This window comes from Paenibacillus marchantiae (genome assembly GCF_028771845.1).
GTDB classification, from domain to species: Bacteria; Bacillota; Bacilli; order Paenibacillales; family Paenibacillaceae; genus Paenibacillus; species Paenibacillus marchantiae.
On record NZ_CP118270.1, the window covers coordinates 5,412,953 to 5,438,742 of the forward strand.

At 43.5% G+C, this 25,790-nt stretch carries 25 protein-coding genes; 5 read left to right on the forward strand and 20 right to left on the reverse strand.

Annotated elements, in window-relative coordinates:
- Positions 1-38: 38 nt before the first annotated feature.
- The 11 genes from PTQ21_RS24260 to metH all read right to left on the reverse strand — a co-directional run bounded on the left by PTQ21_RS24260 (position 39) and on the right by metH (position 12,537).
- A complete protein-coding gene (locus tag PTQ21_RS24260) occupies positions 39-1,061 on the reverse strand; it encodes an SAF domain-containing protein (protein WP_090951216.1) in 1,023 nt (340 codons plus the stop codon).
- Between the two features lie 26 nt (positions 1,062-1,087).
- Positions 1,088-2,566: a serine/threonine protein kinase gene (locus PTQ21_RS24265; RefSeq protein ID WP_063562849.1), complete on the reverse strand. Its 1,479-nt coding sequence runs from the start codon at positions 2,564-2,566 to the stop codon at positions 1,088-1,090.
- Positions 2,567-2,745: 179 nt separating this feature from the next.
- Positions 2,746-3,795, reverse strand: a complete 1,050-nt coding sequence (locus tag PTQ21_RS24270; RefSeq protein ID WP_072733294.1) for an SAM-dependent methyltransferase — start codon at positions 3,793-3,795, stop codon at positions 2,746-2,748.
- A gap of 6 nt (positions 3,796-3,801) precedes the next feature.
- Positions 3,802-4,581 carry an ABC transporter ATP-binding protein gene (locus PTQ21_RS24275; RefSeq protein WP_274567438.1) on the reverse strand — a complete coding sequence of 260 codons (780 nt, stop codon included), beginning with the start codon at positions 4,579-4,581 and terminating at the stop codon, positions 3,802-3,804.
- Positions 4,578-4,895: a thioredoxin family protein gene (locus PTQ21_RS24280; RefSeq protein ID WP_053780884.1), complete on the reverse strand. Its 318-nt coding sequence runs from the start codon at positions 4,893-4,895 to the stop codon at positions 4,578-4,580. Before PTQ21_RS24280 ends, PTQ21_RS24275 begins: the two co-directional genes overlap by 4 nt.
- Positions 4,895-5,233: a cyclic-phosphate processing receiver domain-containing protein gene (locus PTQ21_RS24285; protein WP_063562852.1), complete on the reverse strand. Its 339-nt coding sequence runs from the start codon at positions 5,231-5,233 to the stop codon at positions 4,895-4,897. The genes PTQ21_RS24280 and PTQ21_RS24285 overlap by 1 nt, the downstream gene beginning before the upstream one ends.
- Before the next feature lie 20 nt (positions 5,234-5,253).
- Complete coding sequence (locus PTQ21_RS24290) at positions 5,254-6,102, reverse strand: deoxyribonuclease IV (RefSeq protein ID WP_274567440.1); 849 nt, start codon at positions 6,100-6,102, stop codon at positions 5,254-5,256.
- Positions 6,092-6,913, reverse strand: coding sequence for an Fpg/Nei family DNA glycosylase (locus PTQ21_RS24295; protein WP_063562854.1), 822 nt, complete (start codon positions 6,911-6,913; stop codon positions 6,092-6,094). Before PTQ21_RS24295 ends, PTQ21_RS24290 begins: the two co-directional genes overlap by 11 nt.
- Positions 6,914-6,920: 7 nt before the next feature.
- Positions 6,921-7,730 (reverse strand): TIGR01457 family HAD-type hydrolase, encoded by an 810-nt coding sequence (locus PTQ21_RS24300; RefSeq protein WP_274567441.1) that lies wholly within the window; start codon positions 7,728-7,730, stop codon positions 6,921-6,923.
- A 354-nt stretch (positions 7,731-8,084) separates the two neighbouring features.
- A complete protein-coding gene (gene rnz / locus PTQ21_RS24305) occupies positions 8,085-9,023 on the reverse strand; it encodes a ribonuclease Z (protein WP_090807555.1) in 939 nt (312 codons plus the stop codon).
- Between the two features lie 73 nt (positions 9,024-9,096).
- The gene (gene metH, locus PTQ21_RS24310) at positions 9,097-12,537 is read right to left on the reverse strand and encodes a methionine synthase (protein ID WP_072733297.1); all 3,441 of its coding nucleotides are present in this window, start codon (positions 12,535-12,537) and stop codon (positions 9,097-9,099) included.
- A 178-nt stretch (positions 12,538-12,715) separates the two neighbouring features.
- Here metH and PTQ21_RS24315 point away from each other — a divergent pair, with 178 nt between their 5' ends.
- Positions 12,716-13,261, forward strand: a complete 546-nt coding sequence (locus PTQ21_RS24315; RefSeq protein ID WP_063562857.1) for a cupin domain-containing protein — start codon at positions 12,716-12,718, stop codon at positions 13,259-13,261.
- 89 nt (positions 13,262-13,350) lie between these two features.
- Here the strand turns inward: PTQ21_RS24315 and PTQ21_RS24320 are convergent, their stop codons facing one another.
- The 8 genes from PTQ21_RS24320 to PTQ21_RS24355 form a co-directional block, all read right to left on the reverse strand.
- On the reverse strand, positions 13,351-14,025 hold the full coding sequence (locus tag PTQ21_RS24320; RefSeq protein WP_063562858.1) for a GntR family transcriptional regulator: 675 nt from the start codon (positions 14,023-14,025) through the stop codon (positions 13,351-13,353).
- 104 nt (positions 14,026-14,129) lie between these two features.
- A complete protein-coding gene (locus PTQ21_RS24325; protein ID WP_274567442.1) occupies positions 14,130-15,761 on the reverse strand; it encodes an ABC transporter substrate-binding protein in 1,632 nt (543 codons plus the stop codon).
- Positions 15,762-15,830: 69 nt separating this feature from the next.
- Positions 15,831-16,700 carry a carbohydrate ABC transporter permease gene (locus tag PTQ21_RS24330; protein WP_024630394.1) on the reverse strand — a complete coding sequence of 290 codons (870 nt, stop codon included), beginning with the start codon at positions 16,698-16,700 and terminating at the stop codon, positions 15,831-15,833.
- A gap of 12 nt (positions 16,701-16,712) precedes the next feature.
- A complete protein-coding gene (locus PTQ21_RS24335) occupies positions 16,713-17,642 on the reverse strand; it encodes an ABC transporter permease (protein WP_371121626.1) in 930 nt (309 codons plus the stop codon).
- A 575-nt stretch (positions 17,643-18,217) separates the two neighbouring features.
- The gene (locus tag PTQ21_RS24340) at positions 18,218-19,024 is read right to left on the reverse strand and encodes an HAD family hydrolase (protein WP_072733300.1); all 807 of its coding nucleotides are present in this window, start codon (positions 19,022-19,024) and stop codon (positions 18,218-18,220) included.
- 27 nt (positions 19,025-19,051) lie between these two features.
- Positions 19,052-19,564, reverse strand: coding sequence for a hypothetical protein (locus PTQ21_RS24345; protein WP_072733301.1), 513 nt, complete (start codon positions 19,562-19,564; stop codon positions 19,052-19,054).
- A gap of 126 nt (positions 19,565-19,690) precedes the next feature.
- Positions 19,691-19,900: a DUF896 domain-containing protein gene (locus PTQ21_RS24350; RefSeq protein ID WP_024630398.1), complete on the reverse strand. Its 210-nt coding sequence runs from the start codon at positions 19,898-19,900 to the stop codon at positions 19,691-19,693.
- A 96-nt stretch (positions 19,901-19,996) separates the two neighbouring features.
- A complete protein-coding gene (locus tag PTQ21_RS24355; protein WP_063562863.1) occupies positions 19,997-20,374 on the reverse strand; it encodes a LysM peptidoglycan-binding domain-containing protein in 378 nt (125 codons plus the stop codon).
- Positions 20,375-20,679: 305 nt separating this feature from the next.
- On the opposite strand from PTQ21_RS24355, the gene lexA reads away from it, so the two are divergent.
- Positions 20,680-21,306 (forward strand): transcriptional repressor LexA, encoded by a 627-nt coding sequence (lexA, locus tag PTQ21_RS24360; protein ID WP_024630400.1) that lies wholly within the window; start codon positions 20,680-20,682, stop codon positions 21,304-21,306.
- 112 nt (positions 21,307-21,418) lie between these two features.
- Here lexA and PTQ21_RS24365 read toward each other — a convergent pair whose 3' ends face one another.
- Positions 21,419-22,720, reverse strand: coding sequence for an aldehyde dehydrogenase (locus tag PTQ21_RS24365; protein ID WP_274567445.1), 1,302 nt, complete (start codon positions 22,718-22,720; stop codon positions 21,419-21,421).
- A gap of 556 nt (positions 22,721-23,276) precedes the next feature.
- On the opposite strand from PTQ21_RS24365, the gene PTQ21_RS24370 reads away from it, so the two are divergent.
- The 3 genes from PTQ21_RS24370 to PTQ21_RS24380 all read left to right on the forward strand — a co-directional run bounded on the left by PTQ21_RS24370 (position 23,277) and on the right by PTQ21_RS24380 (position 25,764).
- Entirely contained in the window at positions 23,277-23,936 is a 660-nt protein-coding gene (locus PTQ21_RS24370) for a CatB-related O-acetyltransferase (protein WP_274567446.1), read from the forward strand.
- Positions 23,937-24,597: 661 nt separating this feature from the next.
- Positions 24,598-25,281 (forward strand): hypothetical protein, encoded by a 684-nt coding sequence (locus tag PTQ21_RS31520; RefSeq protein WP_420800344.1) that lies wholly within the window; start codon positions 24,598-24,600, stop codon positions 25,279-25,281.
- Positions 25,282-25,431: 150 nt separating this feature from the next.
- Positions 25,432-25,764: a zinc ribbon domain-containing protein gene (locus PTQ21_RS24380; RefSeq protein ID WP_139295632.1), complete on the forward strand. Its 333-nt coding sequence runs from the start codon at positions 25,432-25,434 to the stop codon at positions 25,762-25,764.
- Positions 25,765-25,790 lie beyond the last annotated feature (26 nt).

The window sequence follows — 25,790 nt, forward strand, 5'->3', positions numbered from 1 at the left end:
ACGTTGTTACATGAATAATAAATGGTTTTTCCTGCTTTTTACTCCCCGCCCGTCAGCAAGCTTTTCTGCTCATCCGCACTTGAAGCAGATGCTGCAGAATCATTGCTCCCTGTACCCGTCGTTCCGCCGCTACCAGAACCATCATTCCAGATGACCCCATCAGTAGATGAAGAGTTATTCGCTCCAGGGCGACTATTGTATGAAACGGAGGACTGTGCAACGTCCTGCTCCACACCTTGGGAGGGCGCTGAGATGGATGCGGCGAGTGAGCTTTCTAACGAACTCCGTACTTGCCGCGCTAACTCCACTTCAGCCCGACGTACAAGATTAGGATCACTCTCCAGCAGTTTTAACACTTCATTGTTAGCAGGGTATGTCGGGATCGCTGGTGTCTGGAACTGTGGTTCTACATAGGTTAAGGCATAGATTGAAGCTTTATGTAAATAGGCATCTACAATTGCACTTGAAAGGGATAGGATCTCCTCCTCCGTCATCGTAATCCATAGTGTAGCTGCATTTAATCTTTGGACTTTCTTTTTGGACAGGAGAATGTAGTCTTGACCCGTTGGAAACTGAATACGAATATCAATGATGTCTCCCTTAGCAAGTGAAGAAGGTAATAACACAACCTGTAGTTCACGATTCCTTAGATCCGGCGGTGCCGGGGTATCTTCATACACCATTTCAGTTGTAATGGCTGTTCCCTTTTTTAATTCTATTTTCGCCACTTGACCATCCATCTGCTTGGAGCTGGACCAAAGATTCCTTGGTGCCTGTGCATCCGGAACGGCTATGAGTTTGATATCCTCGGGCAATATCGACTCTCCTGCTTCAACATCCCGTATTGTCACCCATCCCTGTGCCCCCGAGTTCCATTGTTGCATCAATTCAGCTTCTTTTTGTTCGTAGGCTGATGAGTATCGGGCCTCCACTTCAGACCTCGTATCACTCATGGTTTTGACATTGTAAATGACATATGCCCCAAACAACAAACCGATTGCTCCTGCTCCCGTCAATCCAGCGTAAATCAGTTGGCGGCTTTGTTTTCTTAATTTAGACAAAAGAGGCTCTCCTTTCGCAATCTCTTCTAATCATGTACTCTTTTTCTTGCAAAGAATGAACGTTTCTTGGGAAGCTGCCCCATCATATGAGTCAAAATATGAGCAAAAACCTTATCCATCTGCGGTTCCCGATCAAAGGGATCGATATGTAAAGGCAGACCGTAGACACTGGAAGTGTCCAACGTTTTGCGCATGCGCTGAACGGCGTCAGCTGCTGCGAGTGGCAAGCAGTAGATCCATTTGTCTCTTGGGTACCGGTTGTGTGAACGGACAAAAGATCCAATCTCAGCTTGTCTCCATTCGGCACCGGAACCTATAACAATGGGTAAGTCAGCTCTGAGAAACTCTTCAAGCCGGTTCTGATCCTGACCACTGCCCAGATCCATCACAATGAACTGATAGCTGCCTCCCAATAAAGACAGGATGTCTGCACGTCCCGATTGTTTCCAGTAATGTACACCATCCACAGCAAACTGTCTGCTTGCTGGCACGGGTTTACCTGCATGCGCCACTTGTTGAATCCGTGCAAACGATTGGGAACGTGGCGACATCTCGATTATGGCCACTTTGAAGTTCTGCCGCTCCAGATAGTGACTGATGGCTATGGCCGTATGCGTAACCCCAACTCCGGATGATGCCCCCGTCAAAGCGATCACTCTTGTCCCTCCGCTTATCGTCACCGTCGTTTCTGAACCACCAGCCGCTATTCCCGGTCTGCGCAGCAGCTCCTTACGAACTTCATCAGCCGATTGAAAGCGCTCATTCGGATTCAGTCGCAACAACCTTCTCGCAACAGGAATATAGGTACGTGGAACATCACTGCGAATGGAGCTCTCAACTCCCTGAATCCATTCCGTATAAGTTCCACAAGTCATGAGATAGAGCAACAATGCTCCAAGCCCGTACAGGTCAGAACGCGCATCAGTCTGTCCTGAACCATATTGTTCTGGTGCAGCGAAGCCGGCCGTTCCCAATTTAACCGTATCATCGACTCTTTGTGCTTTATAGCTCCGCGCTATCCCAAAATCAATCAGTCTCACTTCATGTTCCGGTGTAATCATAATGTTGGATGGTTTCAAATCCCGATAGATGACAGGTGGGTCCAGACTGTGCAAATAACTTAATACATCCAGCAGCTGAAGCACAAACTCGGTCATATGTTCAAGCGGAATCTTCCCCCGACATTGCTTGAAATAGTCACTAAGTGTCAATCCCTCAATGTACTCCATAACAAGATAGGTATACCCCAGCTCATCCGGTACAAAAAAATCTACGATTTGCGGTAATCTGGGATGCCTCAGAGATGTAAGAAGAGCAGCTTCTGACTCCATACTGCCTTCGTATGGCATCGCCGTCACGCTTTCTTTGATCGCCCAGGTTTTGCCTGGCAACTTCAAATCCTCTGCTTCATATACATGACTCATTCCACCCGAACCGAGAATGGACACAATACGGTACCTTCCCCCCAGCAGGCTTCCACGCTCGAGCCTAGCCGGATGTCTCATATAGACTCCTCCTTGTGTGCATAACAAAAAAGGGAAAGCTTCACCGAAGCGGAACAGACCGGATATCCGGACTCTTCACTTCGGGATGCTTTCCCTCAACTTGTTATGGTTAATATTGGTATCATTATAGTATAGGCAATAAGGTATTGTAAAGCATAAAGTTTAATGCCTTTAATAACTTAATACTTAATCATATATAGCGTAATTTCTTCACGGTTGTGAAACAACTGTTTGGAACGCTGAATCTGCATCCGGGAGCGCTCAAATGTATCGATGACTTCTTTAATCAAAGCGAGCGGCTTCTTATGCAATAACTTCACCGTTACAACTGCTGTTCCCCCTGATTGAAGACTGTATAACAGATCCGATATAAGACGGCTCATCAGCTTGGGGCTCCAGCTCATATCACATACGAGCAGATCAAATTCCCCTTCGCGGAAACGTACATCACCGGCATTTTTTTTCAAAAAGGTCAGTTTGGGCGATTCCAGCAGGGTCGCATCCATCTTGGCCGGATCAACAGCTGTAACTTCAAGCCCGCGCTCAAGCAGGAAAGAGGTCCATCCACCTGGTGCAGCACCGATGTCCAATGCTTTGTGAAAAGAAGTAAAGTCGATGCCAAATGTCTGCTCCGCTTCAAGCAATTTGAATTTGGCGCGGGAGATTTGCCCCTCTTCCTTCTGAAAACGAACTGCTCCGCCACTCCAGTCCGACAGATTTTGATCAGGTCTGGATACACCGGCATATAACATGTCATCTGTTACGAAGACAGATATAACATGATCCGCATCACGAACAACCCACTCACACCCAAGATCATCCAGCTTCTCAGTCAATAGCTGTTTCAAAGAAGCAGCGTTCTCCTGCCAGAAGGCACCTTCGGTTTTACGAACTTGTAATGTAACTTTAGTGCCTGTTAACTCCGTATGGTTCAACACAAATGAAATCAATTTTTCCATTGCTTGCGCTGAATCTTCCGTATTTTCCTGAAATTGAACAGGTTGAATATGACGTAAAAACGTCGGGCTTTCTTCCAAAAGCTTGATCGCTACCTCTTCTTCCGCAATCGGAAGACCGGCAAGCAGAATCTCACCTGGTACGAGTACCGTGCTCTTTACTGCCCCGAACGTACGGCGCAATTCCTCCTGAGCATAGGGCGCAAAACCATGATTGGCTGTGCAAATAAAACGGGAGAAGTCTCCTTCACCCCAAGATGACTGTGTACTCAAAATGTGTTACCCTCCAGAACGTACGCGAATCCAGGGACGTCCATCATCCCACTGGATATCAACCGGAACATCGTACGTATGCTTAATTGTATCTTGTGTTAAAACTTCATGTTTGGGCCCTGCCGCAGCAATACGTCCATCGCGGATCAAGGCCACGTGTGTGAACAAAGGTACGATCTCTTCGACGTGATGAGTCACATAAACGACAGTGATATTTCGCTTACGCAGTCGATCAATTTCGGCCAACATTTTCTCGCGTTCATACAGATCGAGTCCGGCACAAGGCTCGTCCATAATCAGCAATTTGGGATCTGCCATCAATGAACGAGCCAGCATCACTTTTTTGCGTTCTCCTTGAGAAAGGGTGCCGAGCGAATGATTAGCCAGTTTTGCAAAGCCCATTTCATCAAGCAGGTTCAATGCTTTGGCCTTCACATCATCCGGGATCGTTTGATAGAAACGCAAAAAAGCATAAGCTCCTGTTGCGACAATTTCCCACACCGGATCTCGAGGTGTCAGTTTCTCAATCAATGTCTGACTGATATAACCAATTTCTTTCCGAACCTCCCGCACATCACATTGACCATACAGATTGCCCAATACTTCAATGCGCCCCTGACTTGGAAACATATATCCATTCATCATTTCCAGCAGCGTTGTTTTACCTGAACCATTACGCCCAAGAATCACCCAATGCTCGCCTTCTTTAACATGCAGATCAACGTCATCCAGAATCTGATTGTCTTCCCTTCTAAGAGAGACATGCTCCATCGAGATTACACTCATTTTAGCACCGCCTTTCGGATTTCCCCTAACAGATGCTCGACAGAGTTCATCCGATAAACCATTCTGGGCACATCATGTTCTCCATCAAACAGCATAACCGCAGGCACGCTCGAAATCTGAAACTGCTGTACAAGTTCCGGGATATCGTGAATATTCATCTCGGTCAAAATCCCTTCGGGCAGCAAATGTTCGGCGATCTCAAGCATTCGACGCGCTGCTGCACAAGTTCCGCATAGCGGGGTATAGATAAATACAGCCTGAGGCATGCCTTCCCATACACCACGCATTAACATTTTGGTCGTAATCGGCTTCATCAGCTTTCTTCTCCCGCAGCAACTCGCAGCATAACCTCGCCCGACATCGGACCATTATGGACGGTAACAGAGTCTGGTTTATTGCTGTACAACAATTCGTACATCTGACGTTTGCCATACATGCTGGACGTGTGCAAATAGATCTGGCGTGGAAACAAACCTTCCCGGACGATCGAAGCAGCAACTTCTCCGCCATTCGGTGAATCTGGACCCAGTTCAAAATCCAGGGATAGAATGTCCACGTCACCTTCTCTAAGCAGCATCAGGCATTCTTCTGCATTGGTAGCCAGAACAAACCCTTTCGGACATGCCCGGTAATCATCCAAAAAAACATGCATTACAATCGCTCCTCTCCCATTTAAAGCCAGGAACGCATGAGTTCAATGTCACCACGGTGTGTTCCATCTTCGCCTGATTCTGTTTCCAGGACAACTACCGCTTGCTGAAATTCAGGCGCACATAACAGTTCCTGCATGGCTTTTTTCCCTATATAACCCTGTCCAATCCGTGCATGTCTGTCCTTGCATGAACCGGAAGGATATTTCGAATCATTAAAGTGAACAGCCGCAAGAGCATCCCAGTATCCCAGCAGTCTGCCTTTCTCCAGCATGGATGCCTCATTGCCTGACGTCCACATGCCTGAAGCAAAAGCATGACACGTGTCAAAACAAAAAGCAATATGTTCAGGATACCGGCTTAGCTTACGAATCTGTATCAACTCTTCCATCGTCGTACCCATGGGACCATGATCCCCAGCCTGATTTTCAAGCAGAACCTTAGCCTGTCCATCCCAATCTGCTAAAGCGGCATCCAGACAGGATATGAGATTCTGATATCCTTCAAGTGGTTCATTGCTCTTGAGATGTCCAAAATGGACTACAGTCCCTACTGAACCGCAGGCATCTGCAATATGCAGATCATTTTGTATCGATGCGATGGTTGCATGAAAACCCGCCTCTCCTCGGGTTTTGCCCAAAGCTGGATTCGTGGGATAGGGTGAGTGGGCAATGGAAGATATCCCCTGCTTCTCACACCAATCCCGACACTGTTCAGCATCTTTGAGGTCCAGTTCTTTCAAGCCAAGGCTCCGCGGGTTCTTCGGAAAATATTGAAATGCCGTAGCCCCCATCTCATATGCTCGCTTGGCTGCCTGAAGAAATCCACCTCTGGTGCTGACATGTGCCCCGATTCCACTTTTAAGCCTCATGCTGGCAATCCGGACAGAAGAAAGCCTTCTTGCCCGTAATTTCCACGCGAGCTATCGTTCCCCCACAACGAGGACAAGTTTCCCCTTCACGATCATACACTCGGCACTGCTCGTCAAAACTTCCCGTCTTGGTATCTCCCTGCATCAACGGCATTTCCATATAACCGCCTTCCGAGGCAGCTTCCCGCAACACGGATTGCACAGAATGGTACAAACGTGCTGTGAGTTCAGACGAAGCAGCAATATTTTGCGTCTTGGAGCTTGGTCTCAGGCCTGCTGCAAATGCAATCTCATCCGAATAACAATTTCCGATTCCAGCAATAATGTGTTGATTAACCAGTGTAGTTTTGAGTGTACCCCGGCGTCCTTTCAACAGGGCAGCAAAACGTTCTGCATTCATGCGCCGATCAAGAGGTTCAGGTCCAAGGTCAGACATGGCCTCTTCCGTCTCTTTGGAAGTAAGCAGATGCAGATATCCTAAACGGAGCCCGATAAAGAATAAAGTATATTCTCCAAACTGAATTTCCACTTGAGTGGAACGATCAGGGCGTTCAGCTTCTGTACCCCAGAAAATCATTCCGCCCAGCATAAGGTGCAGCACAAGCCGCTTACCATTAGCCAGATGAAAAATCAAATGTTTGGCCCGGCGCTCTACAAATATGATACGATTGCCTGTCAGTTCACGGGTGAACACATCAGGATCAGTATTAATCGACTTTTCACGGTTAACCACCACACCTGTAATCGGCAAATCGAGTATTTTCTCGGACAGCAAGGTCCGGTAGTTTTCCATTTCCGGCAATTCCGGCATCGTACATCTACCCCTTCTTGGATGCTTGGCTTGTCGTCTGCGACAGCCACTCAATCAGTTTATGCAAATCTTCAAACACATGATCAGGACGAACCTTGGTCGCCTGGATGTGGCTATCCATATTGTCCCGTGTCGTTATTCCAGTAAGAACCAGCAGGGTCTCGCAACCCGCAGCTGCTCCTGCCGCAATATCTGTACGCATATTGTCTCCGATTACAGCAACTTCATCAGACTTTAAGTTCAATCGGCTAATAGCCGACTTCATAATAATACTTGACGGTTTGCCAATGACGGTAGGATGAACTCCGGTTGCTGCTTCTATCGCTGCCCCAATCGTCCCCGCTCCCGGCGTAAGCCCATCATCAGAAGGTAGCTGCAAATCAGGATTGGTCATGACAGATTTAGAACCGTCATTGATCCAGCGAAGCGCTTTGGTCAATTTATGATAGGAAAATTCACGATCAATTCCTTGTATAACGTAATCAGGTTCATCATCTGTTAGTGTAAGCCCTGCAGCTTCTATCGCTTGCAAAAGCCCTTCTTCTCCGATACAAGCCACTTTCGCACCCGGAGACTCTTGTGCCACGTATTCCGCAGCCGCCACCGCAGAAGTACATACCTGAGATGCATCAGCGGGGATACCCATCCCGTTCAGATGATCTGCCACACCTTGTGGTGTACGAGAAGAATTATTAGTCACAAATAAATAAGGCGTGCCTTGTTCATTCAATGTCTGAATAAGCTTATCGGCTCCTTCGATACGATGTCTGCCATGATAGAGCGTACCATCCAGGTCGATCAGATAGGCCTTAATCATATACAGCACTTCCTTTCTTTATTCCATTAACATTTCATGTCCTTAACCATTTGCATCGAACTTCAATGCTAACCTATGTATACAGTACATAAAAATGGCTTGCTCGCATCTGCACGCAACACGTCGAACCGAATCGAACACGGACGTCTAGCCCCGCGCGTCTTCTGTACAAGCTTGTCATTTCCTGCGCTTTCCCGGAAAATAATTGAATCATTTCCCTGCTCATATTGCCCATCCTACACGCTTTCCGGCCAGATTGCAAAAGGGACCTCGGGAGTAACTTCCCCTCAGTCCCGTGCAATTAACGGCTTGTTCTCCCGTCTTGTTTGGCTGTACTGTTTCGCACATCCACCATTAGGATTCGCTCTTACGGTGAACAACTGGAATCAGCTCGTGTTCAATCGCAAGTTTCGTATTTGGGAATATCGACTGTGCTTCTTCCAGAAGTGGCTGCAACTGATCCTCATCTTTGTAGCGAGAGCTAAAATGGGTCATGATCAGCTGTCCTGCATCTGCCGCTCTCGCCGCCTCAGCCGCTTGCTTCGAAGTACTATGATAGTACTCATGAGCCGTATCAGCCAAATCATGCAGAAACGTGGCTTCGTGTACAAGAACATCCGCATTTAGTGCAAGTGGCTGTACATTGTCACATGGGCGCGTATCTCCCAAGATGGTAATGACCATCCCTCGCTTGGGTGCACCCAACACATCTTCTGGGCGAAGGAAGTCCCCGTTGTCGAGGGTAATCGTTTCTCCCCGCTTCAAGCGACCAAATAGCGGCCCCGGCTTCAAGCCATACTCAGCCAGTTTTGCAGGGTCCAAGCTGCCTGGACGATCCTTTTCGGTAATCCGATACCCGTAACTGTCGATACGATGTTCCAGCAACGCAGATTCCACAATGAAGCTCTCATCTTCGAAAAGCACTCCGCCTGTATGTTCTACAATGCTTAGATCATAGTTTAGACGTGACTGGCTCAGCTCCATAGTTGTCATGATCATTCGTTCAGTTCCTGGCGGACCATACACCGTTAACGGTGTAGTGCCACCCTGATATGCTCTGCTGGAGAGCAGACCTGGAAGTCCAAATACATGATCTCCATGTAAATGGGTGATAAATATTTTCTCCAATTTGCTCAATTTAAGCGGAGAACTTAAAATCTGATGCTGGGTTCCTTCCCCACAGTCAAACAACCACAATGCTCTGCGCTCATCCAACATGCGCAGCCCTATGGAAGTTACATTCCGCTGAAGCGTAGGTACACCAGCGTTAGTTCCCAGGAAATATAGTTCCATCTGGATCGCACCTCTTTCTGCTGCCAGCAAAAAGCCTCCGACAATGCGGAGGGCTTTGCCTGACCTTTTACTTTTAAGCCTTCTCCACGTTAAAATACTTCGCTTGCGGATGGCTGAATACCATCGCCGATACGGATGCTTCAGGTTCCATCATGAAACCTTCAGTCAGTTCCACACCAATATCCTCAGGCTGTAACAACTTAAACAGTGGCCCTTGGTCTTCCAAATCGGGACAGGCCGGATATCCAAACGATACCCTGATTCCCTGATAGCGTGCTCCATGACGTTGCTTCATGGTCATCTGTGCTGAATCCGGGAATCCCCAGATATCTCTCATCATATGATGAACCCGCTCAGCTAATCCCTCTGCTACTTCAAGCGCTACGGATTGCAGAGCATGTGAGCGAAGATAATCACCTTGCTCCTTCCAAGCTGTCGATAACTCCCGTACACCGTGCCCAGCCGTTACGACCATGAAACCAACGTAATCCATTTGTCCAGATTCCACTGGCTTCAAGAAATCGGACAGACACAGGTATGGTTCAACTTTTTGACGAGGGAACGTAAATGTATGCAAGATATTACTTGTATTCTCCGGGTCATAGATGATGACGCTGTTACCGCTGGACTGAGCCGGGAAGAAACGATACATCGCATGCGCCTGAATAATCCCGTCACGAACAGCTTCCTGCATAATATCATCCACTACCGCTTTCAGGTCAGTGGCTTTCCGATCACCCGAAGCAAGTAGCTGCTCTACTGAGCCACGCAAACCAAGATGGTGACCTAGCAACATCTGCATGTTCACATACGGTAATATGTGTGATAGCGGATAGTTCCGCATAACATGTCGCTCCAGATCCGGTGGAACGAGAACCGGGTTGTCTATTGCGATATCCGAACGCTCTACCCGAGTTAGCTCGGGAAGGGATTTAACAGTTTCTGCGCCAGCTGCGTCAGCCTCTTTTTCAGCGTCCATCTCCAACTGCATCACTTCTCGAGTGCTTGGGTTCATCAGCTTGTTGGCCAAATCCAGTCCGTCCATCGCATCTTTTGCATATACAACCATGCCGTTATATTCCGGGCGTATACGATTCTTGGTGAATTTGCGTGTCAATGCCGCTCCACCAACCATAATAGGTACATCAATTCCTGCTGTGCGTAAGTCCTGAGCTGTAAGAATCATCTGTTGCGCCGATTTTACCAACAGACCGGATAGACCGATCGCATCGACTTTCTCTTCTCTGTATGCCTCAATAATTCGCTCTGGTGGTACTTTTATACCCAAATTAATGATCCGGTAACCGTTATTGGAAAGGATGATCTCCACCAGGTTTTTGCCGATGTCGTGTACGTCGCCCTTTACCGTCGCTAGAATAATCTTTCCTTTAACTGACGTCTCATTCTTCTCCATGAATTGTTCCAAATAAGCTACCGAAGCCTTCATAACTTCCGCGCTCTGAAGCACTTCTGCTACGATCAGCTCATTATTGTTAAACAGTCGCCCTACTTCTTCCATGCCCCGCATCAACGGGCCATTGATTACTTCAAGGGCTTTATATTTGGCGAGTGCCTGCTCCAGATCGGGCAGCAAACCTTCTTTGCTTCCTTCAACAACATACGATGCGAGACGTTCTTCCAACGACAGGTTCGAAATCTTTTCTTTTTTCTCAACCTTTTTGTTACGGAACGCCGCTACGAAGGCAGCTAGTGTTTCGTCATTCGTATTATATAACAGCTCTTCCGAGAGTCTGCGCTCTTCTGCCGGAATGGATGCATAACGCTCTAGCTTCTCTGTGTTAACGATGGCATAATCGAGACCTGCTTTGGTACACTCATATAAAAATACAGAGTTTAGCACTTCACGCCCTGCTTCAGGCAATCCAAATGAAATGTTACTGATTCCCAGTATCGTATGACATTCAGGCATCGCTTCTTTAATGACACGAATACCTTCGATTGTTTCTTTGGCCGAACCGATATACTGTTCATCGCCCGTCCCTACTGGAAACACCAGGGTATCAAAAATCAGGTCTTCGGCTTTTAATCCATATTTGTTCACCAGCAAATCGTAAGACCGCTTGGCTACCTCCAGCTTGTCCTCACGACTAATGGCTTGACCGCGTTCATCAATCGTTCCGACAACGACAGCACCGCCGTATTTATGCAACAACGGAGTGACCAGCTCGAACTTTTCCTCGCCGTCCTCAAGGTTAATGGAGTTAATTATCGCTTTACCTTGAGAGTATTGCAGTGCAAGGTCGATGACGGCTGCATCTGTCGTATCAATCATCAGTGGCACCTTTACTTTTTTGACAACAAGTTCAAGGAACTTCTCCATGTCTTCGGCTTCTTCACGGTCCGGGTCTTGAACACAAACGTCGACAACATGTGCCCCATTTTTCACCTGAGCCCGAGCAATTTCCGAAGCTTCTTCATATTTCCCTTCAACAATAAGACGCTTGAACTTCCGTGATCCAAGTACGTTTGTACGTTCCCCAACCATGTAAGGGCGATTGTCCTGTTCAACGTAGACTGGATCAATTCCCGACAATGCTGGTGGATGTGTTCCGTTCATTTCTCTTGGAGGGTACTTGGCAAGTGTATCCCGCATTGCCCGAATATGTGCAGGTGTTGTTCCACAACAGCCACCCGCGATGTTCAACCAGCCCTGTTCGGCAAAAGCACCGATCTTCTGAGCAAGCGATTCAGGCGATTCATGGTAATTACCATTTTCATCCGGAAGCCCTGCATTTGGATAACAACTTACTGCAACTGAAGCCATTCCGGAAAGCGAGCGAATATGGTCACGCATGAATTCCGGACCTGTAGCACAGTTTAGTCCAACTGAAATTGGGTTAAGGTGTTCTAAGGATATATAAAAAGACTCAATGTTCTGACCAGCGAGGGTTGTACCCATCGGTTCGATCGTTCCTGAGATCATCAAAGGAAGCTTGATACCACTTTGTTCGAATGCCTGTTGAATTCCAATGCTACCTGCTTTTACATTAAGCGTATCTTGTGAGGTTTCGAGCAGCAGCGCATCAACGCCTCCCTCAATTAAAGCAAGCGCTTGCTCAAAATAACTGTCGATGAGCTCTTGAAAAGTTACTCCGCCTGTTACTGACAGCGTTTTGGTTGTAGGTCCCATGGCACCTACCACATAACGTGGAGACTCCGGTGTCGAAAATCGATCCACGGCTGCTTTTGCAATTCTGGCTGCTTCGAGATTAATTTCACGTGCACGGTCCTGAATGTCATATTCAGCAAGTACAACAGAAGTTGCACCAAACGTATTTGTTTCAATTAAGTCAGCACCGGCTTCCAGATATTCCTCATGAATACGCTGGATTAGCTCTGGACGTGTAAGTACAAGCATTTCATTACAACCATCCAGGTCTTCTCCGCCAAAATCTGCGCCTGTGAGATCTACTTGTTGAATCATGGTCCCCATTGCACCGTCGAGGATCAATATTCGTTGTTTTAATGCATCATGTAGGCTAAGCTTATCCAATATCGTCACCTCCGCAAAACGTTAAATCTTAGTTTAACAGAAACTAACTTAATGTGAAAGATCGGGTTTGATCAGTCCCCTGGCGGTTTTTATGAAGGTAGAATGAATTTGTGAATCGACAAAAATAGCGGAATCCGATATAATAGCGATTAAACCAAGTGGAAAAGAGGGAAAGAACATGGCTGAAATTGTAATCCGAAATACGAACGAACGTATCACTGGAGACGAAAATGTTCGAAATTTCTTAAACAAATATGAAGTACTATTTGAAAAATGGGACGCGTCCAAATTAAAAACTGATCTGCAAAACAACTTTGGACTCACCGATGAACAAAAAGAAGAAGTACTAAACACATTTGACTATGAAATCAGAGACTTGGCTGCACGTCGCGGGTACCAAATCTGGGATGTAATCACGCTGTCTGAACAAACACCAGATATTGAAGAGAAGCTTGCTAAATTTGAAGAGATTCATACTCATGCTGAAGATGAAATCCGCGCAATTGTAGCCGGCAAAGGAATCTTTGTCATCAAAGCTACAGATGATGTAGGTTACTTTAATGTAGAATTGTCTCCTGGAGACGTTATCTCGGTACCTGAGAACACCCCACACTTCTTCACTTTGATGGAGAACAAACAAATCATTGCCGTGCGTCTATTTATTGAAAAAGATGGCTGGATCGCAGATCCTTACCCAGATCCAACGTTTATCAAACAAGCCTAATAAGCAAATTCTATTATTTGCTCAACAAACCCCTGTTCAATTCGAACAGGGGTTTCTGCATATTCAGATAGTATACAACATTAGATGTTCTATATAAAATAATGTGGATATTTTGCCTTCATCTTCTCTTGTTCAACAACAACTAGTCTGAGATGAGCTTCCATAACCTCAACAGCTCGCTCGGTTTCACGTTCCGTGATAAGTCGGTATATTTCTTTATGTTGTGAAATAATAACCTCTGCATCGGAATCTTCAGACAAGCGTAATAAACGAAGGCGATTAAAGGGAATATTGAGCTGCTGTAGCATTTTCCAACTTCTCATTTTTCCTGTGCCTTGAAACAATATCTGATGAAACTCTTCATCCAGTTCAAAAAGCCGATAGAAATTATTTTTCCCTATACATACTTCCTGCATTGCAATATTGGTTTCAAGTCTGAATCTGAATTCTTCCGGAAAAGAAGCACAAGCCAGAGTGACAATTTCCTTCTCCATCTTCTCTCTCATAAACCGGCCTTCTTCAACATGCTCCAGATTAATATGGGAGACAATAGTTCCACTCTGTGGAATGATATCCAGTAATTCTTCCTCGGCAAGCTTCATGAAAGCTTCACGTACTGGCGTTCTGCTTACTTGCAACTCATCCGCAATTTCCTTCTCGGAAATCTTGGTACCAGGCTCAAGTTCAAGGTGCAGAATTCGTTCCTTTATCAGATTGTATGAATAAGCCCGGGTCGAACCTCTAATCTTTTGATTAAGTGACATTCCTTAACCTCTTCCTCTCAGCCATATTCATCCATCTTAGCACAATTTGCCGTTCCACTTAAATTCCATAAATGAAACGGCAATGGGCAAATTTCAGTTTATATCTATTGTTGCTTGTTTTCTTTGTACTTCTTATATGTGTCATTGGAAAGCTGCATATACTGAGGCAAGCCTTGGCTCTCCAGCTCTTTTACAAATGCATCAAACTCAGAAAGTTTGCGTTCTCCCAAAATGAATTTAAGCGTATTTTGATCCGAGAAATCCTTAAGCGGTGTGCTAAGCAGTGTCACCTGTTCACGATCGATATCCGAGTAAGGAATTGGAGGCTCCGCAGGAACCACTTCTTTGATATCTTTCATGTCTTGCTGGAATTTCAGTTCTTCCTCACTAAACATGGAGTGCAACAAATCTGTCGTTCCTCCATAGGCAAACACACCACCGGAGAATCCATAATCGATGCGCAAGTCCTTCGTGCCTTTTGGATTCAATCCGTTATAGTTCACATCTTCGGCCAACTTACGAACGCCATCCTGTTTGGTGAAGGTTTCACCTTCTACACCCCATTTGGCAAATTCTTGACCTTCATCACTATAGTATAACCAGTCAATAAATTGCATGGTTGCTTTGAAATTCTCATTGTCTTTAATTTTGCCGGATATCATGACACCGTTTTCAAGTCTGGAGCCGGACATCAATTGACCTTTTGGACCACCAGGAACTGTAATTTTAGCGATGGAGAAATTTCCTTCTCCCAACGTTTTGTTCATGTCATTTCGATGAAGCACTACCGTTTGCGAGTTACCATTAATAATGAAGGATTTTCCAGAAACAAATTTTTGAATAGCCTGGTCATCGTCCTGGGTGAAGCTTTCCTTATCTAAGAGTCCCTCCGATACTAGCTTGTTAAAGTAAGTTAACATTTCCTTGTATTCTGGCGTAGTCGAAGTGTATACAAATTCATCCTTATCTTCTTTATACGTTAAACCATTACCAAATCCCCACCCAGCTTTCGTTCCAAAACTGGTAGCAGCAATATTCAAGGTACTGTTAAATTGGAAACGATCTGAGAACGGAACGGAATCTGGATAGATTTCTTTCAGCTTTTTGGCGGCATCATACAATTCGTCCCATGTTTTTGGAATGGCAATGTTATTTTTCTCAAAAATATCAGTTCTCACAATAAGGGTATAGTCCGGCCAAACCTCTTCATGTAAACCTGGGAGTACATAATATTTCCCATCTTCTTGTCGAAGACCCTCAAGTTCATCCTGAAGTCCCCATTTCTCAACCTTATCTTTGAAATTGGGCATCAAATCAACATAGTCACTCACTGGCAAAATCGCACCAGAGGATACAAAAGCAGATTCTTCACCCGGATAAGTTTTCGGAATAACCAGAGGGGCATCTCCAGAGCTGATCAGAAGGGATCTTTTCTGGGGATAGTCACTCATCGGAACGATGGTAGGCTCCAGCGTGACTCCTGTTCTTTCCGTGATTTTTTGGAACAGGAGCCAATCCTTTTTGTACGGGTATGCTGGCTGGTCGCTGTACAGAATAGATAGATTAAATGGTTCAGCCGCTTTGAAGGTCTCTCCTACACCATAGGATTCCATGGCCCCCTTGGATTCTGGTTCAACTTTCTCTCCACCAGCACCGTTGCTACATGCTGCCAGAACGACACTCATCATTGTTGCCAATACCATCTTGCCTACAAGCTTACGTGGTCTATGTTTCATTCAATTCTCCCCCTGCATGTGGTTTAGATTGGCCTTACAATCAAGATGTTGAACTATATCGGGTTAGGATTACTGTTTAACAGATCCCAACATGATACCGGTTACAAAGTATCTTTGAACAAATGGATAAATCGTTAAAATAGGCAAAATGGTGAGTACCATCGTGACCGATTTGATATTTGCAGAAATTTGAGTCAAATTATCCGCTGAAGCACCAGCCGAAGCACCTCCCGTTGCACCTGCAATCATGTTGCGCAAGTAGATCGTAACGGGAAACAGTTCCTTTTTGTCGAGATACAGGAAGGCAGGAAACCAGGAGTTCCAGTGTCCCACAGCGTAAAACAGAACCATCGTTGCCATGACAGCTTTACTCAGCGGTAGAATGATCCGTAACAAAATGCCATACGTATTCAAACCGTCAATAGCTGCCGCTTCCTCAAGCTCCTCAGGCATGTTTTCGAAAAATGATTTCATAATTAACATGTTATAAATGCTGATTGCCCCAGGCACAACCAGTGCCCACATCGTGTTATTGAAGCCCAGAGAGTTAATCAGGACATAGTTAGGAATCAAGCCGCCACTGAAAAACATCGTGAACACGGCGAACATCGTCAAAAATTTTCGTCCCATCAATCTTTTCTTGGATAGGGCATAAGCGAAGATGGTCGTCATGAACATGGAAATCAAAGTACCTACAACGGTATATATAATTGTGTTTTTATAGTTGGTCCAGAACATGCTGTCGCGAGAGATGGTCTTGTAGGTTTCTACATTAAATCCTCTTGGGATAATGCTTACCTTGCCTGAATTGATATAAGCCTCGCTACTGAAAGATTGGGCCACGACATTCAGAAACGGATAGAGCGTGATGAATACCACAAGCAGCAAAAAGATAGCATTGAAAACTTTAAATACTTTGTATGATTTTGATTCCAGCATATTGCTCCTCCTTTACCACAAGCTTCGTTGTGTCAGTCTGCGTGAAATGGCATTAACCGAGAATACCAGGATCAGTCCAATAATGGATTCGAACAAACCAATGGCGGTAGCATAGCTGAAATTGCTCGACTGCAAACCTACCCGGTACAGATAAGTAGAAATCACGTCAGATGTCTCGTAGATAAGCGGATTGTAAAGGAGCAAGATTTTCTCAAATCCAACCGCGAGGAAATTACCCATATTCAAAATCAGCAATGTAACGATCGTTGGCAAAATGCCCGGTATGGTTATATGGAGGGTTTGCTTCCAACGGTTCGCACCATCGATCCGCGCAGCCTCATACAAAGAATCATCAATTGTTGTCAATGCAGCTAAATATAGAATGGCTCCCCACCCCATACCTTGCCAAACCTCAGAGGTGATATAGATTGTTCTGAACCATTCCGCACGCTGCATGAAAGGAATGCTGTCACCAGTAAAGAATGAAACCATTCCATTAATGGAGCCATTAACTGCCGTTAATTGCAGAATCATTCCGGCAACGATGACGATGGACAAGAAGTGCGGAAGATAAGATGCGGTCTGCACAAACTTTTTGAAACGTTTGCTTTTCACCTCATTCAGCAGCAATGCAAAAATAATCGGAACTGGGAAGGTGAAAAGTAACGCAAGTCCACCAAGCATAAGTGTGTTCCCAAATACTTTCCAAAAGGTTGGGTCTTGAATGAACATCTGAAAATACCTGAATCCAACCCATGTCTCTCCAAAAATACTGCCTCCCGGTACAAATCGTCTAAATGCGATTACATTACCGAGCATGGGCCCATATTTGAAAATAATAAGATAGATAATTGGAAGAATTAACAGTGAGTACAGCTGCCAATCTTTGCGAAGCAGAGCTGTAACAGTTCTTAACCTGCTTTCTTTACGTAAAGATGTCATCGTTAGCGTGGTTTTAGAGGTTTCCGACTCCATATGTTATTTCACTCCGATCCTAAGCTTGATAAAATAAAAGCGTTTTCGATCAATTCTTATCATCTCTTCTTTTTGTAGAAGACAAGTAATCAGATGAACTTCACCCCCACCAGTAGAATAAAACAAATAATGTAAGCGATATCAATTATGGAGATCACTAGAGACACATATTGGTTAAGATGCTTATCCTCATTTTCTTACTAACCACTTCATGTTGTATTTCCAGAACTAAATGGTTACTTCGATTATGTAAAGCGCTTACAAAAAATGTGAAAATTATAGCGAATAACTCCCGCTTCCACTTCATTCAAGTAAGTCAACAGATATTCGCTACATTCATTCGCATACTAGTCATACTAGTATGTTAGTTATATTCTAAATCAGCAGTTCTATAATTTCAATAACTTTTAATAAAAAATTCATCTTTTGTTATTACGATATAGTTCAAGCTGTCCCAACACAAAAAAACATTGTTAGGTTTTATGGATAAAATACATCTCATAAAACCTAACAATGTTTGTGTAGTACACTAAAAATACGATTTATGATGCACTCATTGAGAATTCAGCAATGATTCGTTCCAATTCGGATAAATGCTTGATTTGATGGTCAGGCACATACGATTCGGTATTCTCTTTATTCTCACGGTTAATCCAAACAGACTGAATACCTGCAGACAATGCTCCACGAATATCAGTCGTAAGCTTATCTCCAACCATCATACTCTCCTCAGGTTGCACTCCCAGCTTACTCAATGCGTGCTCGAAGATCGAAGGATCAGGTTTGCCTTTACCGAACGAACCCGAGATAATAATTTCGTCAAAAAAAGGAGCCAATTCAGGAACGCCGTCAAGCTTCTCTTGTTGTAAAGCAGGACAGCCGTTGGTTAAAAGCAAAAGCTTGAACTTCCCTTGTAGATGACTCAACGTTTCCATCGTTTCTTCATAGACATGGGGTCTTGATCTCCGCTCCGCCCCAAATTGTAAGGCGAGTTGTTCCGCCAGATCTTCACGATCAACACCCAACTTTAACAAGCCACGACGCCATGACTCTTTACGATATGCGGGTGCAAGCTGCTCCAACTGGCGAAACTCCGGCTGATCCCCACCCGTGAAGTTAGCCCAAAGACCTTCAAACGGGTTAATCCCAATCATTTTGGTAAACGAAAAAGTTTCATAAGACTCATACAGATTACGTGCCTCATTACGAACAGCTTCTTCAAGGTCTTCGGGTTTAACGCCCGTCTCTTGAGCTGCGATCAAGCAAGTCTCATGAAAGGCCTCTCGAACACTGCGCTCATCCCACAGTAAAGTATCATCTAGGTCGAACAAAATCGCTTTTAACGCCATTTCGGTCATCTTCCCCTTTATGCAAAATTACTTTTTCTCGTATGTTTCCACAGTGATCTGATGTGCTTTGGCGAATTTCAGAAGACGTTCAGTAATTGCATCAGTATCATAACGATTCAGTAGTTTGGTAAATACCCATCTCTTACCTCGTGCATTATGCTCAATCACAACCGTACCTGGCTCAATTCTGAATTTCACGATATCGTCGACTCCAATTGAACGCTCACGGTTCCCTTTTGTCGTCAAAATCCGGTTACTTCCTATTTTGACATAAGGACGACGGAGCATGAAGATGACTGCCAAAAATACATACAGCAACAAGGTCACCCAGTCCCAAGTGGTCATCGGAGCTTTGACAAGAAATGTACTCATAAAGAGGTACAGGAATGCTAGTCCGATCAGAAAAATAGGAAACAGAAGACTGCGTCCTTTAAATACGTCCTCACCTGGTGTGCCAGAAACCGGTTTACCGCTTTTTTTACGTTGCTGATTCAACTGCTTAGAATTTTTTCGAACCGTTCTCTCGAACGAACGCGACATGAGAATCCCCCTTAGATGTTCTTTGTATCGGCTTACATAACTGCAAACCAACATTTCCCCCTATAATTTGCAACCTCTAGATAACAGGAAAAAACCTAAATATCATAATGATATCATTAGGTTTCCTTAATGTTTGAGTTTGCCTTGGTGGCCTTGATCGTTCTCATCATCTACAATTTCAATCGTATCCAGTTGTTGTCTGAAATTGCTTCGAATGTTATTCAAATAGATTTCTCTAAGTTTGGCACGTTCAGCGAGCTCTTCCTCTGTCAATCCAGTGGATTTTTGCTTACGGGCCAATTCATTAATACGTGCTACCAGACTATCTATATCCAAGCTTGTCCCCTCCAAAAATACAAAGTCATATTAACTTTGACATGTTAAGGGCAGCTTGTCAAGCTGACACGCATTAGCGCGTGTGGATATGCAGCTTTAATCTGTGAATTGAGGCAGTATTAAGACTTGCCCCACCTGTATTGAAGTTGAATGAAGTTGATTCACTTTCTTGATTGCTTCTATATATACACGTGTATCCATTGTTTCAGGTTTGTGATCCAATGATATACTCCATAGCGTATCTCCTTGTGAAACTGCCATCTTCCCCCCAGGCAACAGATCGTTCTCATTGCCAGCGAACACAGTCAATACTGTACTGCATCCAACCAGTATAATTAAGCTTACGATTATTAATTTCAAGACCCAAGTTGGGACATTACCTTTTGCAAAAACCTTTTTAAAATTCCTTATGTTAGTTTCAACCACTTCTGAATGCACCGGTTCGTAAATACTTTGATAAGTAGAATATCTCATTAAATATCGACCTCCAAACGTTTGTTCCTATCCTGTTGAAATTAATATAACACGAACACATGTTTTGTACAATAACTTTTTAGAACAATTGTTCGCTTTTTTTTGTTGATACTACATTCTATTATCTTTCTTCTATTGTATTGGAATTGTCATTTGCAGTATTTGATTAGACCAAAAGAAAATTTTCATCTTAATTTGCAAAAAAACATTGATTTTATGGCATTTTATTTAGAACTTATGTTTGTACGAACGGAGGTTCTATGTTATAATTTTCCCAAACGTTACTAAAATGGGGTTGATACGGTATGTCGAAGATATCCAGCAGGCAACAGGCTATTCTGGAGTTTATACGCAATGAAGTCCGGTTGAAGGGGTATCCTCCTTCCGTACGTGAAATTGGTGAAGCCGTTGGGTTGGCTTCCAGCTCTACAGTACATGGACATCTGGATCGTTTGGAGAAGAAAGGTCTGATTAGACGTGACCCAACCAAACCAAGAGCCATTGAACTTCTCAGCCAGGAAGAGTCAGAGCATTCACATCAGTTTGCTCACAGCGTTGCTCGCATTCCTGTCGTGGGTAAAGTTACTGCAGGGGTTCCAATCACAGCAACAGAAAATATCGAAGATTACTTCCCTCTTCCTACGCATTATGTAGGCGAACAGAAAGTATTTATGCTTTCGGTCGTGGGAGACAGTATGGTTGAAGCAGGCATTGTTAACGGAGACTATGTTATCGTACGTCAGCAGCAAACTGCAGATAACGGCGATATCGTAGTAGCCATGACTGAAGACGATGAAGCAACGGTTAAAACGTTCTACAAAGAGAAAGATCATATTCGTCTTCAACCGGAAAACTCGACTTTTGAACCGTTGCGTTTGAAACACGTTAGCATCCTGGGCAAAGTCATTGGCCTTTTCCGTGATATTCATTAATATGTATTGAAGTTGTACAGAGCTCTCACAATAAGATACATAAAGAGGTTGTCCCGTTCAACGGGACAACCTCTTTTTTCTTATACAACTTATATTGTTCTACGTTAGTAGATTATTCGCTGCGTTTAAGAATGCTTTTATGATGAGAAAACACATCAAAACTCTGTTGACCATGGTAGGAACCCATTCCACTTTCTCCTACGCCGCCAAACGGAAGATAATGTGATGTCATATGAGACAATGTATCATTAATGCAACCACCACCAAAAGATACTTGATTCAGAACCTGATTCTGCAGATCCTCATCCTGAGTGAAGAGATATAATGCCAGTGGTTTTGGACGGCGAACAATCTCATCTAGCATGGGATTGAGGTCGGTATACTTAAATACAGGAAGAACTGGACCAAAGATCTCTTCTTGCATCACTGGGGATTTCCAATCCACTTCCCCCAGTACTGTTGGTTCAATGAGCAGCTGATCACGTTCAGAACGTCCACCGATCATTGCTTTGCCATCTTGGAGTAACACCGATAAACGATCAAAGTTACGTGCGTTGACAATGTGCGGGAAATCAGCATTTCTCATCACATCGTCTCCAAATTTATCCTGAATTTCTGCACCGATCAATTCCAATAATTTGTCATGTACTTCCTCGTGCACAAGCAAATAGTCTGGAGCGACACAGGTTTGCCCAGCATTCAGGAATTTACCGCGCACAATGCGCTGAGCTGCCAGCTTCAAATCTGCATCCTGGTGGACAATGACCGGACTCTTACCACCTAGTTCTAACGTAACTGGAGTCAAATGCTCAGCAGCTGCCTTCATAACAATGCGGCCAACACCTGTACTGCCTGTAAAGAAAATATCATCAAACTTTTCTTTCAACAATGCCGTACTCGTCTCGACTTCCCCTTCCATAACTGCCAGGTACTCACTAGGAAATATCTCATGAATCAAATCATAAGTCAGACGTGACACGGCTGGGGTTAATTCAGACGGCTTAATAATGGCACAGTTACCCGCAGCAATGGCTCCAATTAGAGGGCCGAAAGCCAGTTGGAACGGATAGTTCCATGGTGCAATAATAAGAGCAACTCCATAAGGTTCAGGATAAATAAAGCTTGTTCCATCAGGTATAGCAGAATTTGTAGGCACAGGTTTTGGTGTAGCCCATTCCTCCAAATGTTCCAATGCAAAATCTAGTTCACCCAACACGATCCGAATCTCAGAGCCATAAGCCTCTGCTTCAGATTTATTTAGATCCGCACGAAGTGCGTCAAGAATACGTTGTTGATATTTCTCAATTCCCTGTCTTAATTGCTGAAGAGCACGAATACGGTACTCAATAGACTTAGTCTGACCTGTATAAAAAAATGTCCGCTGTTCGGCAACCAGTTGCTTCTCTTGTTCCATATTAACATCTCCAATTAATTGTCCAAAATTTAATTTCTAAAAACATAAATGAATTATAACGCAATTATATGAAACTATCAACATATAGATACTGTAAAAACAGAGCAAACAATTAAAACGCACTCTCGCTTCAACGATATGATCATAATTTAATTAACCATTCTATTTCTTATTGACTACATTAAAACCTCAATGCTAAGATGCCAAGATCTACACTACGAATACCTTTCCCTTTACCTTTTTTGTTTCGGTCCCTGATCTACTACAACGTGAGATAGTAATCGTTCTCGATAGCGCACACGGTTTCTGCCTATGTTATTTCTTCCTGAATTTTCTCTTCATTAAATACACTTGATATATACTTGGAATCAGGATACTTACTGCATATGTTTACGAGAATAGGATTGACAAAAAAAGAGGTCATTGCTACAATGGCCCTCATATCTTAAGGAAGGATGATTCAGATGATTCGTCGTCTAAAAAAACTAAAGAATGTGGCTACCGCATCACGCTTCTAAGTTACTCAGAAATATAACTTAGAAGCGAGGAATTTAAAATGAATATAAACCACTTTAATCACTGGTCCGAAATTAAGTATTTAAAGGACATTGTAACCAATCCATTAATTGATGTTGGCGATTACTCCTATTACTCTGGTTATTACGATAACCATTCATCTTTTGAAGATGGATGCGTGAGATATTTATGGGGAGATGAAAAATCGAGGAGCTTATTCAACCCGATTGAGGAATTTGGTTGGCAAATAGATCGATTAATTATTGGTAATTATGTATGTATCGCAGCCGGTGTCGTTATTCTTATGGGAGGAAATAACAATCACCATGCGGAGTGGATCACGGTTTATCCGTTCGCTAATCAAATTAGCCGTTCATTCTCACCCAAGGGAGATACCATTATAGAAAGCGATGCATGGATCGGCATGAATGCCATGATTATGCCTGGTGTTACCATTGGTGAAGGTGCGATTGTTGCAGCAGGCTCAGTTGTAACAAAAGATGTCTCCCCTTACACGATAGTTGGTGGAAATCCTGCAAAAGAGGTAAAGAAGCGTTTCTCAGAAGAAGAAATCATGAAGTTAAAAGAAATGCGCTGGTTTGATTGGAAAAGAGAATCAATTGAAGCAGTCACTCACTTGCTTTCGAGCTCTTCAATTAACAAGTTATATGAGCATTATTTATTAGAAATTAAGGACTGAGCTCCTATAGACATAAAGCTAGGTAGAATAATATTCTACCTAGCTTTTTTTATATCTCCTTGCCCACAGAAAAGAAAAACCCCTCAGCGCTAGAGCGCCAAGGGATTCAGCTATTAGTACAACGTGATATATTGATCGCGTTCCCATTGTGTGGACTTGTGTACGGTTTATGTACGATCCCTTCATATTTATTGTTTCTTTCAATATATATGCGCTATATACGACAATTAACAGGAACTAACGTTCGTATATAATCATAGCTTTTCACGACTTGGGGGATGTTTGGGGGACGAGTTGGGGGACGTCCCCTAAACTTCAAATTAACCGTTAGTACAGCTCCGATGGATCGCAAATCATATGTCCGAAACAACCCTATATAATAGAAGGAAAAAACTGAGCTCCTTGAGTAATCCCTTGGAGCTCTATCAATTATCGGCTTGCCCCGTCTCCTTTGTAGTCCTTCTTGCACCAAGTATGCTTCGCGGTGTTCTGGGTAACGAAAAAATATTCATTCACTTTTACATATTTAATTGAATATGTAGGATTTATTGTTTAGACAACATTTGTTAATTTTTGTAATATTAATTCTTTATTAACCCTGAGGAGGAAATAAGAACCAATTAAAAGAAAGATCAATCTACTATTAATTTTCACGCTTATTTTGTCTGTGTTTATCCCTTTATCTTCTGTAAGTGCTTATACGGGTGGCTATGCTAATGGCAAAGATTCCACAATTATGATTCCTGATATCTACTTTATTACAAAGCCACATGACTCTAAAGTTGTAACAACATTAATTACCGATAATAATGAAACGACAGGAGCTTTACTTCCTAAAAATAAAATGGTAATGATTGATTTAGGAACAGATAGAACAATTGATTCCTTTAAAATTAACAGCGATTTAAAAAATATGAGAATTAACTTTTACGATAGATCGACTGGTTATTTAAGTGAGTTCACCCTAAAAGGTGGGACTGGAACACTCGAACCACTACCCAACGGAAAAGTTATAAGTAAAGTAAGATACATTACTTTGTACACAATGTCTGGAGAAGACATTAATATTAACGAACTTGACTTCTTCTATAGTAAGGATCCGAATACATCACCTGACCCTACTGATCCGGTTGATCCAGTAGATCCAGTAGATCCAGCTGCAGATCGTGCCATTCTAGTTGTAACGATGACAACAGGCCTTGAAAAAGAGTTTGATCTCCCAATGAGTGATGTAAATGCATTCCTCAACTGGTACGATGCTCGTGATGCAGGCGCTGGCCCGGCCAAGTTCGCCATAAACAAATATGGCAACAACAAAGCGTACAGATTACGTGATATTCGATAAGATTTTGACATTTGAAGTAAGTGAATACACGACCAACTAATTACACGACTCTGTGCTTATTGCACGGAGTCTTTTCTTTAAAGAAATATATGGAAATAACCAAATAGGTCTGATAGACTATTCTGGATTGATTACAAAACTGGAGGACATATGAAAGAAAAAGTTGAGTATATTGTTGTAGTTTCTATGGCCGCTTGTGTTCTGTTGATTATTTTTGGATTCAGTTTAGTATTGTTTTTAAATATGTTTATTAATATTAAGAGAAGAATCAGTGGTGAAAATTCAAAATTGAGACCTTGTGTTTCTTGTGGACATTCCATCTCTAGATCTGCTCTTTTGTGTCCTAATTGCGGACATAGTTACGGAAAAGAGAGTAGTATTTATGATTCTATAATAGCTTGTTTTATATTAGGAGTATTTACGCTTGGAGCAGGAATAGGAGCATTAATAGAGTTTCTCCCTGATTTTATGGGGAGGAGGTAGAAATGAGTTTGATTGATTACATAGAT

Coding starts and splice junctions, on each gene's coding strand:
- PTQ21_RS24345 (WP_072733301.1), bottom strand. CDS start 19,564: ATGTCGCGTTCGTTCGAGAGAACGGTTCGAAAAAATTCTAAGCAGTTG.
- PTQ21_RS24340 (WP_072733300.1), bottom strand. CDS start 19,024: ATGGCGTTAAAAGCGATTTTGTTCGACCTAGATGATACTTTACTGTGG.
- PTQ21_RS24315 (WP_063562857.1), top strand. CDS start 12,716: ATGGCTGAAATTGTAATCCGAAATACGAACGAACGTATCACTGGAGAC.
- rnz (WP_090807555.1), bottom strand. CDS start 9,023: ATGGAACTATATTTCCTGGGAACTAACGCTGGTGTACCTACGCTTCAG.
- PTQ21_RS24325 (WP_274567442.1), bottom strand. CDS start 15,761: ATGAAACATAGACCACGTAAGCTTGTAGGCAAGATGGTATTGGCAACA.
- PTQ21_RS24320 (WP_063562858.1), bottom strand. CDS start 14,025: ATGTCACTTAATCAAAAGATTAGAGGTTCGACCCGGGCTTATTCATAC.
- PTQ21_RS24365 (WP_274567445.1), bottom strand. CDS start 22,720: ATGGAACAAGAGAAGCAACTGGTTGCCGAACAGCGGACATTTTTTTAT.
- PTQ21_RS24300 (WP_274567441.1), bottom strand. CDS start 7,730: ATGATTAAGGCCTATCTGATCGACCTGGATGGTACGCTCTATCATGGC.
- PTQ21_RS24380 (WP_139295632.1), top strand. CDS start 25,432: ATGAAAGAAAAAGTTGAGTATATTGTTGTAGTTTCTATGGCCGCTTGT.
- PTQ21_RS24335 (WP_371121626.1), bottom strand. CDS start 17,642: ATGACATCTTTACGTAAAGAAAGCAGGTTAAGAACTGTTACAGCTCTG.
- PTQ21_RS24370 (WP_274567446.1), top strand. CDS start 23,277: ATGAATATAAACCACTTTAATCACTGGTCCGAAATTAAGTATTTAAAG.
- PTQ21_RS24275 (WP_274567438.1), bottom strand. CDS start 4,581: ATGAGTGTAATCTCGATGGAGCATGTCTCTCTTAGAAGGGAAGACAAT.
- PTQ21_RS24285 (WP_063562852.1), bottom strand. CDS start 5,233: ATGCATGTTTTTTTGGATGATTACCGGGCATGTCCGAAAGGGTTTGTT.
- PTQ21_RS24355 (WP_063562863.1), bottom strand. CDS start 20,374: ATGAGATATTCTACTTATCAAAGTATTTACGAACCGGTGCATTCAGAA.
- PTQ21_RS24265 (WP_063562849.1), bottom strand. CDS start 2,566: ATGAGACATCCGGCTAGGCTCGAGCGTGGAAGCCTGCTGGGGGGAAGG.
- PTQ21_RS24330 (WP_024630394.1), bottom strand. CDS start 16,700: ATGCTGGAATCAAAATCATACAAAGTATTTAAAGTTTTCAATGCTATC.
- lexA (WP_024630400.1), top strand. CDS start 20,680: ATGTCGAAGATATCCAGCAGGCAACAGGCTATTCTGGAGTTTATACGC.
- PTQ21_RS24290 (WP_274567440.1), bottom strand. CDS start 6,102: ATGAGGCTTAAAAGTGGAATCGGGGCACATGTCAGCACCAGAGGTGGA.
- PTQ21_RS24280 (WP_053780884.1), bottom strand. CDS start 4,895: ATGAAGCCGATTACGACCAAAATGTTAATGCGTGGTGTATGGGAAGGC.
- PTQ21_RS24295 (WP_063562854.1), bottom strand. CDS start 6,913: ATGCCGGAATTGCCGGAAATGGAAAACTACCGGACCTTGCTGTCCGAG.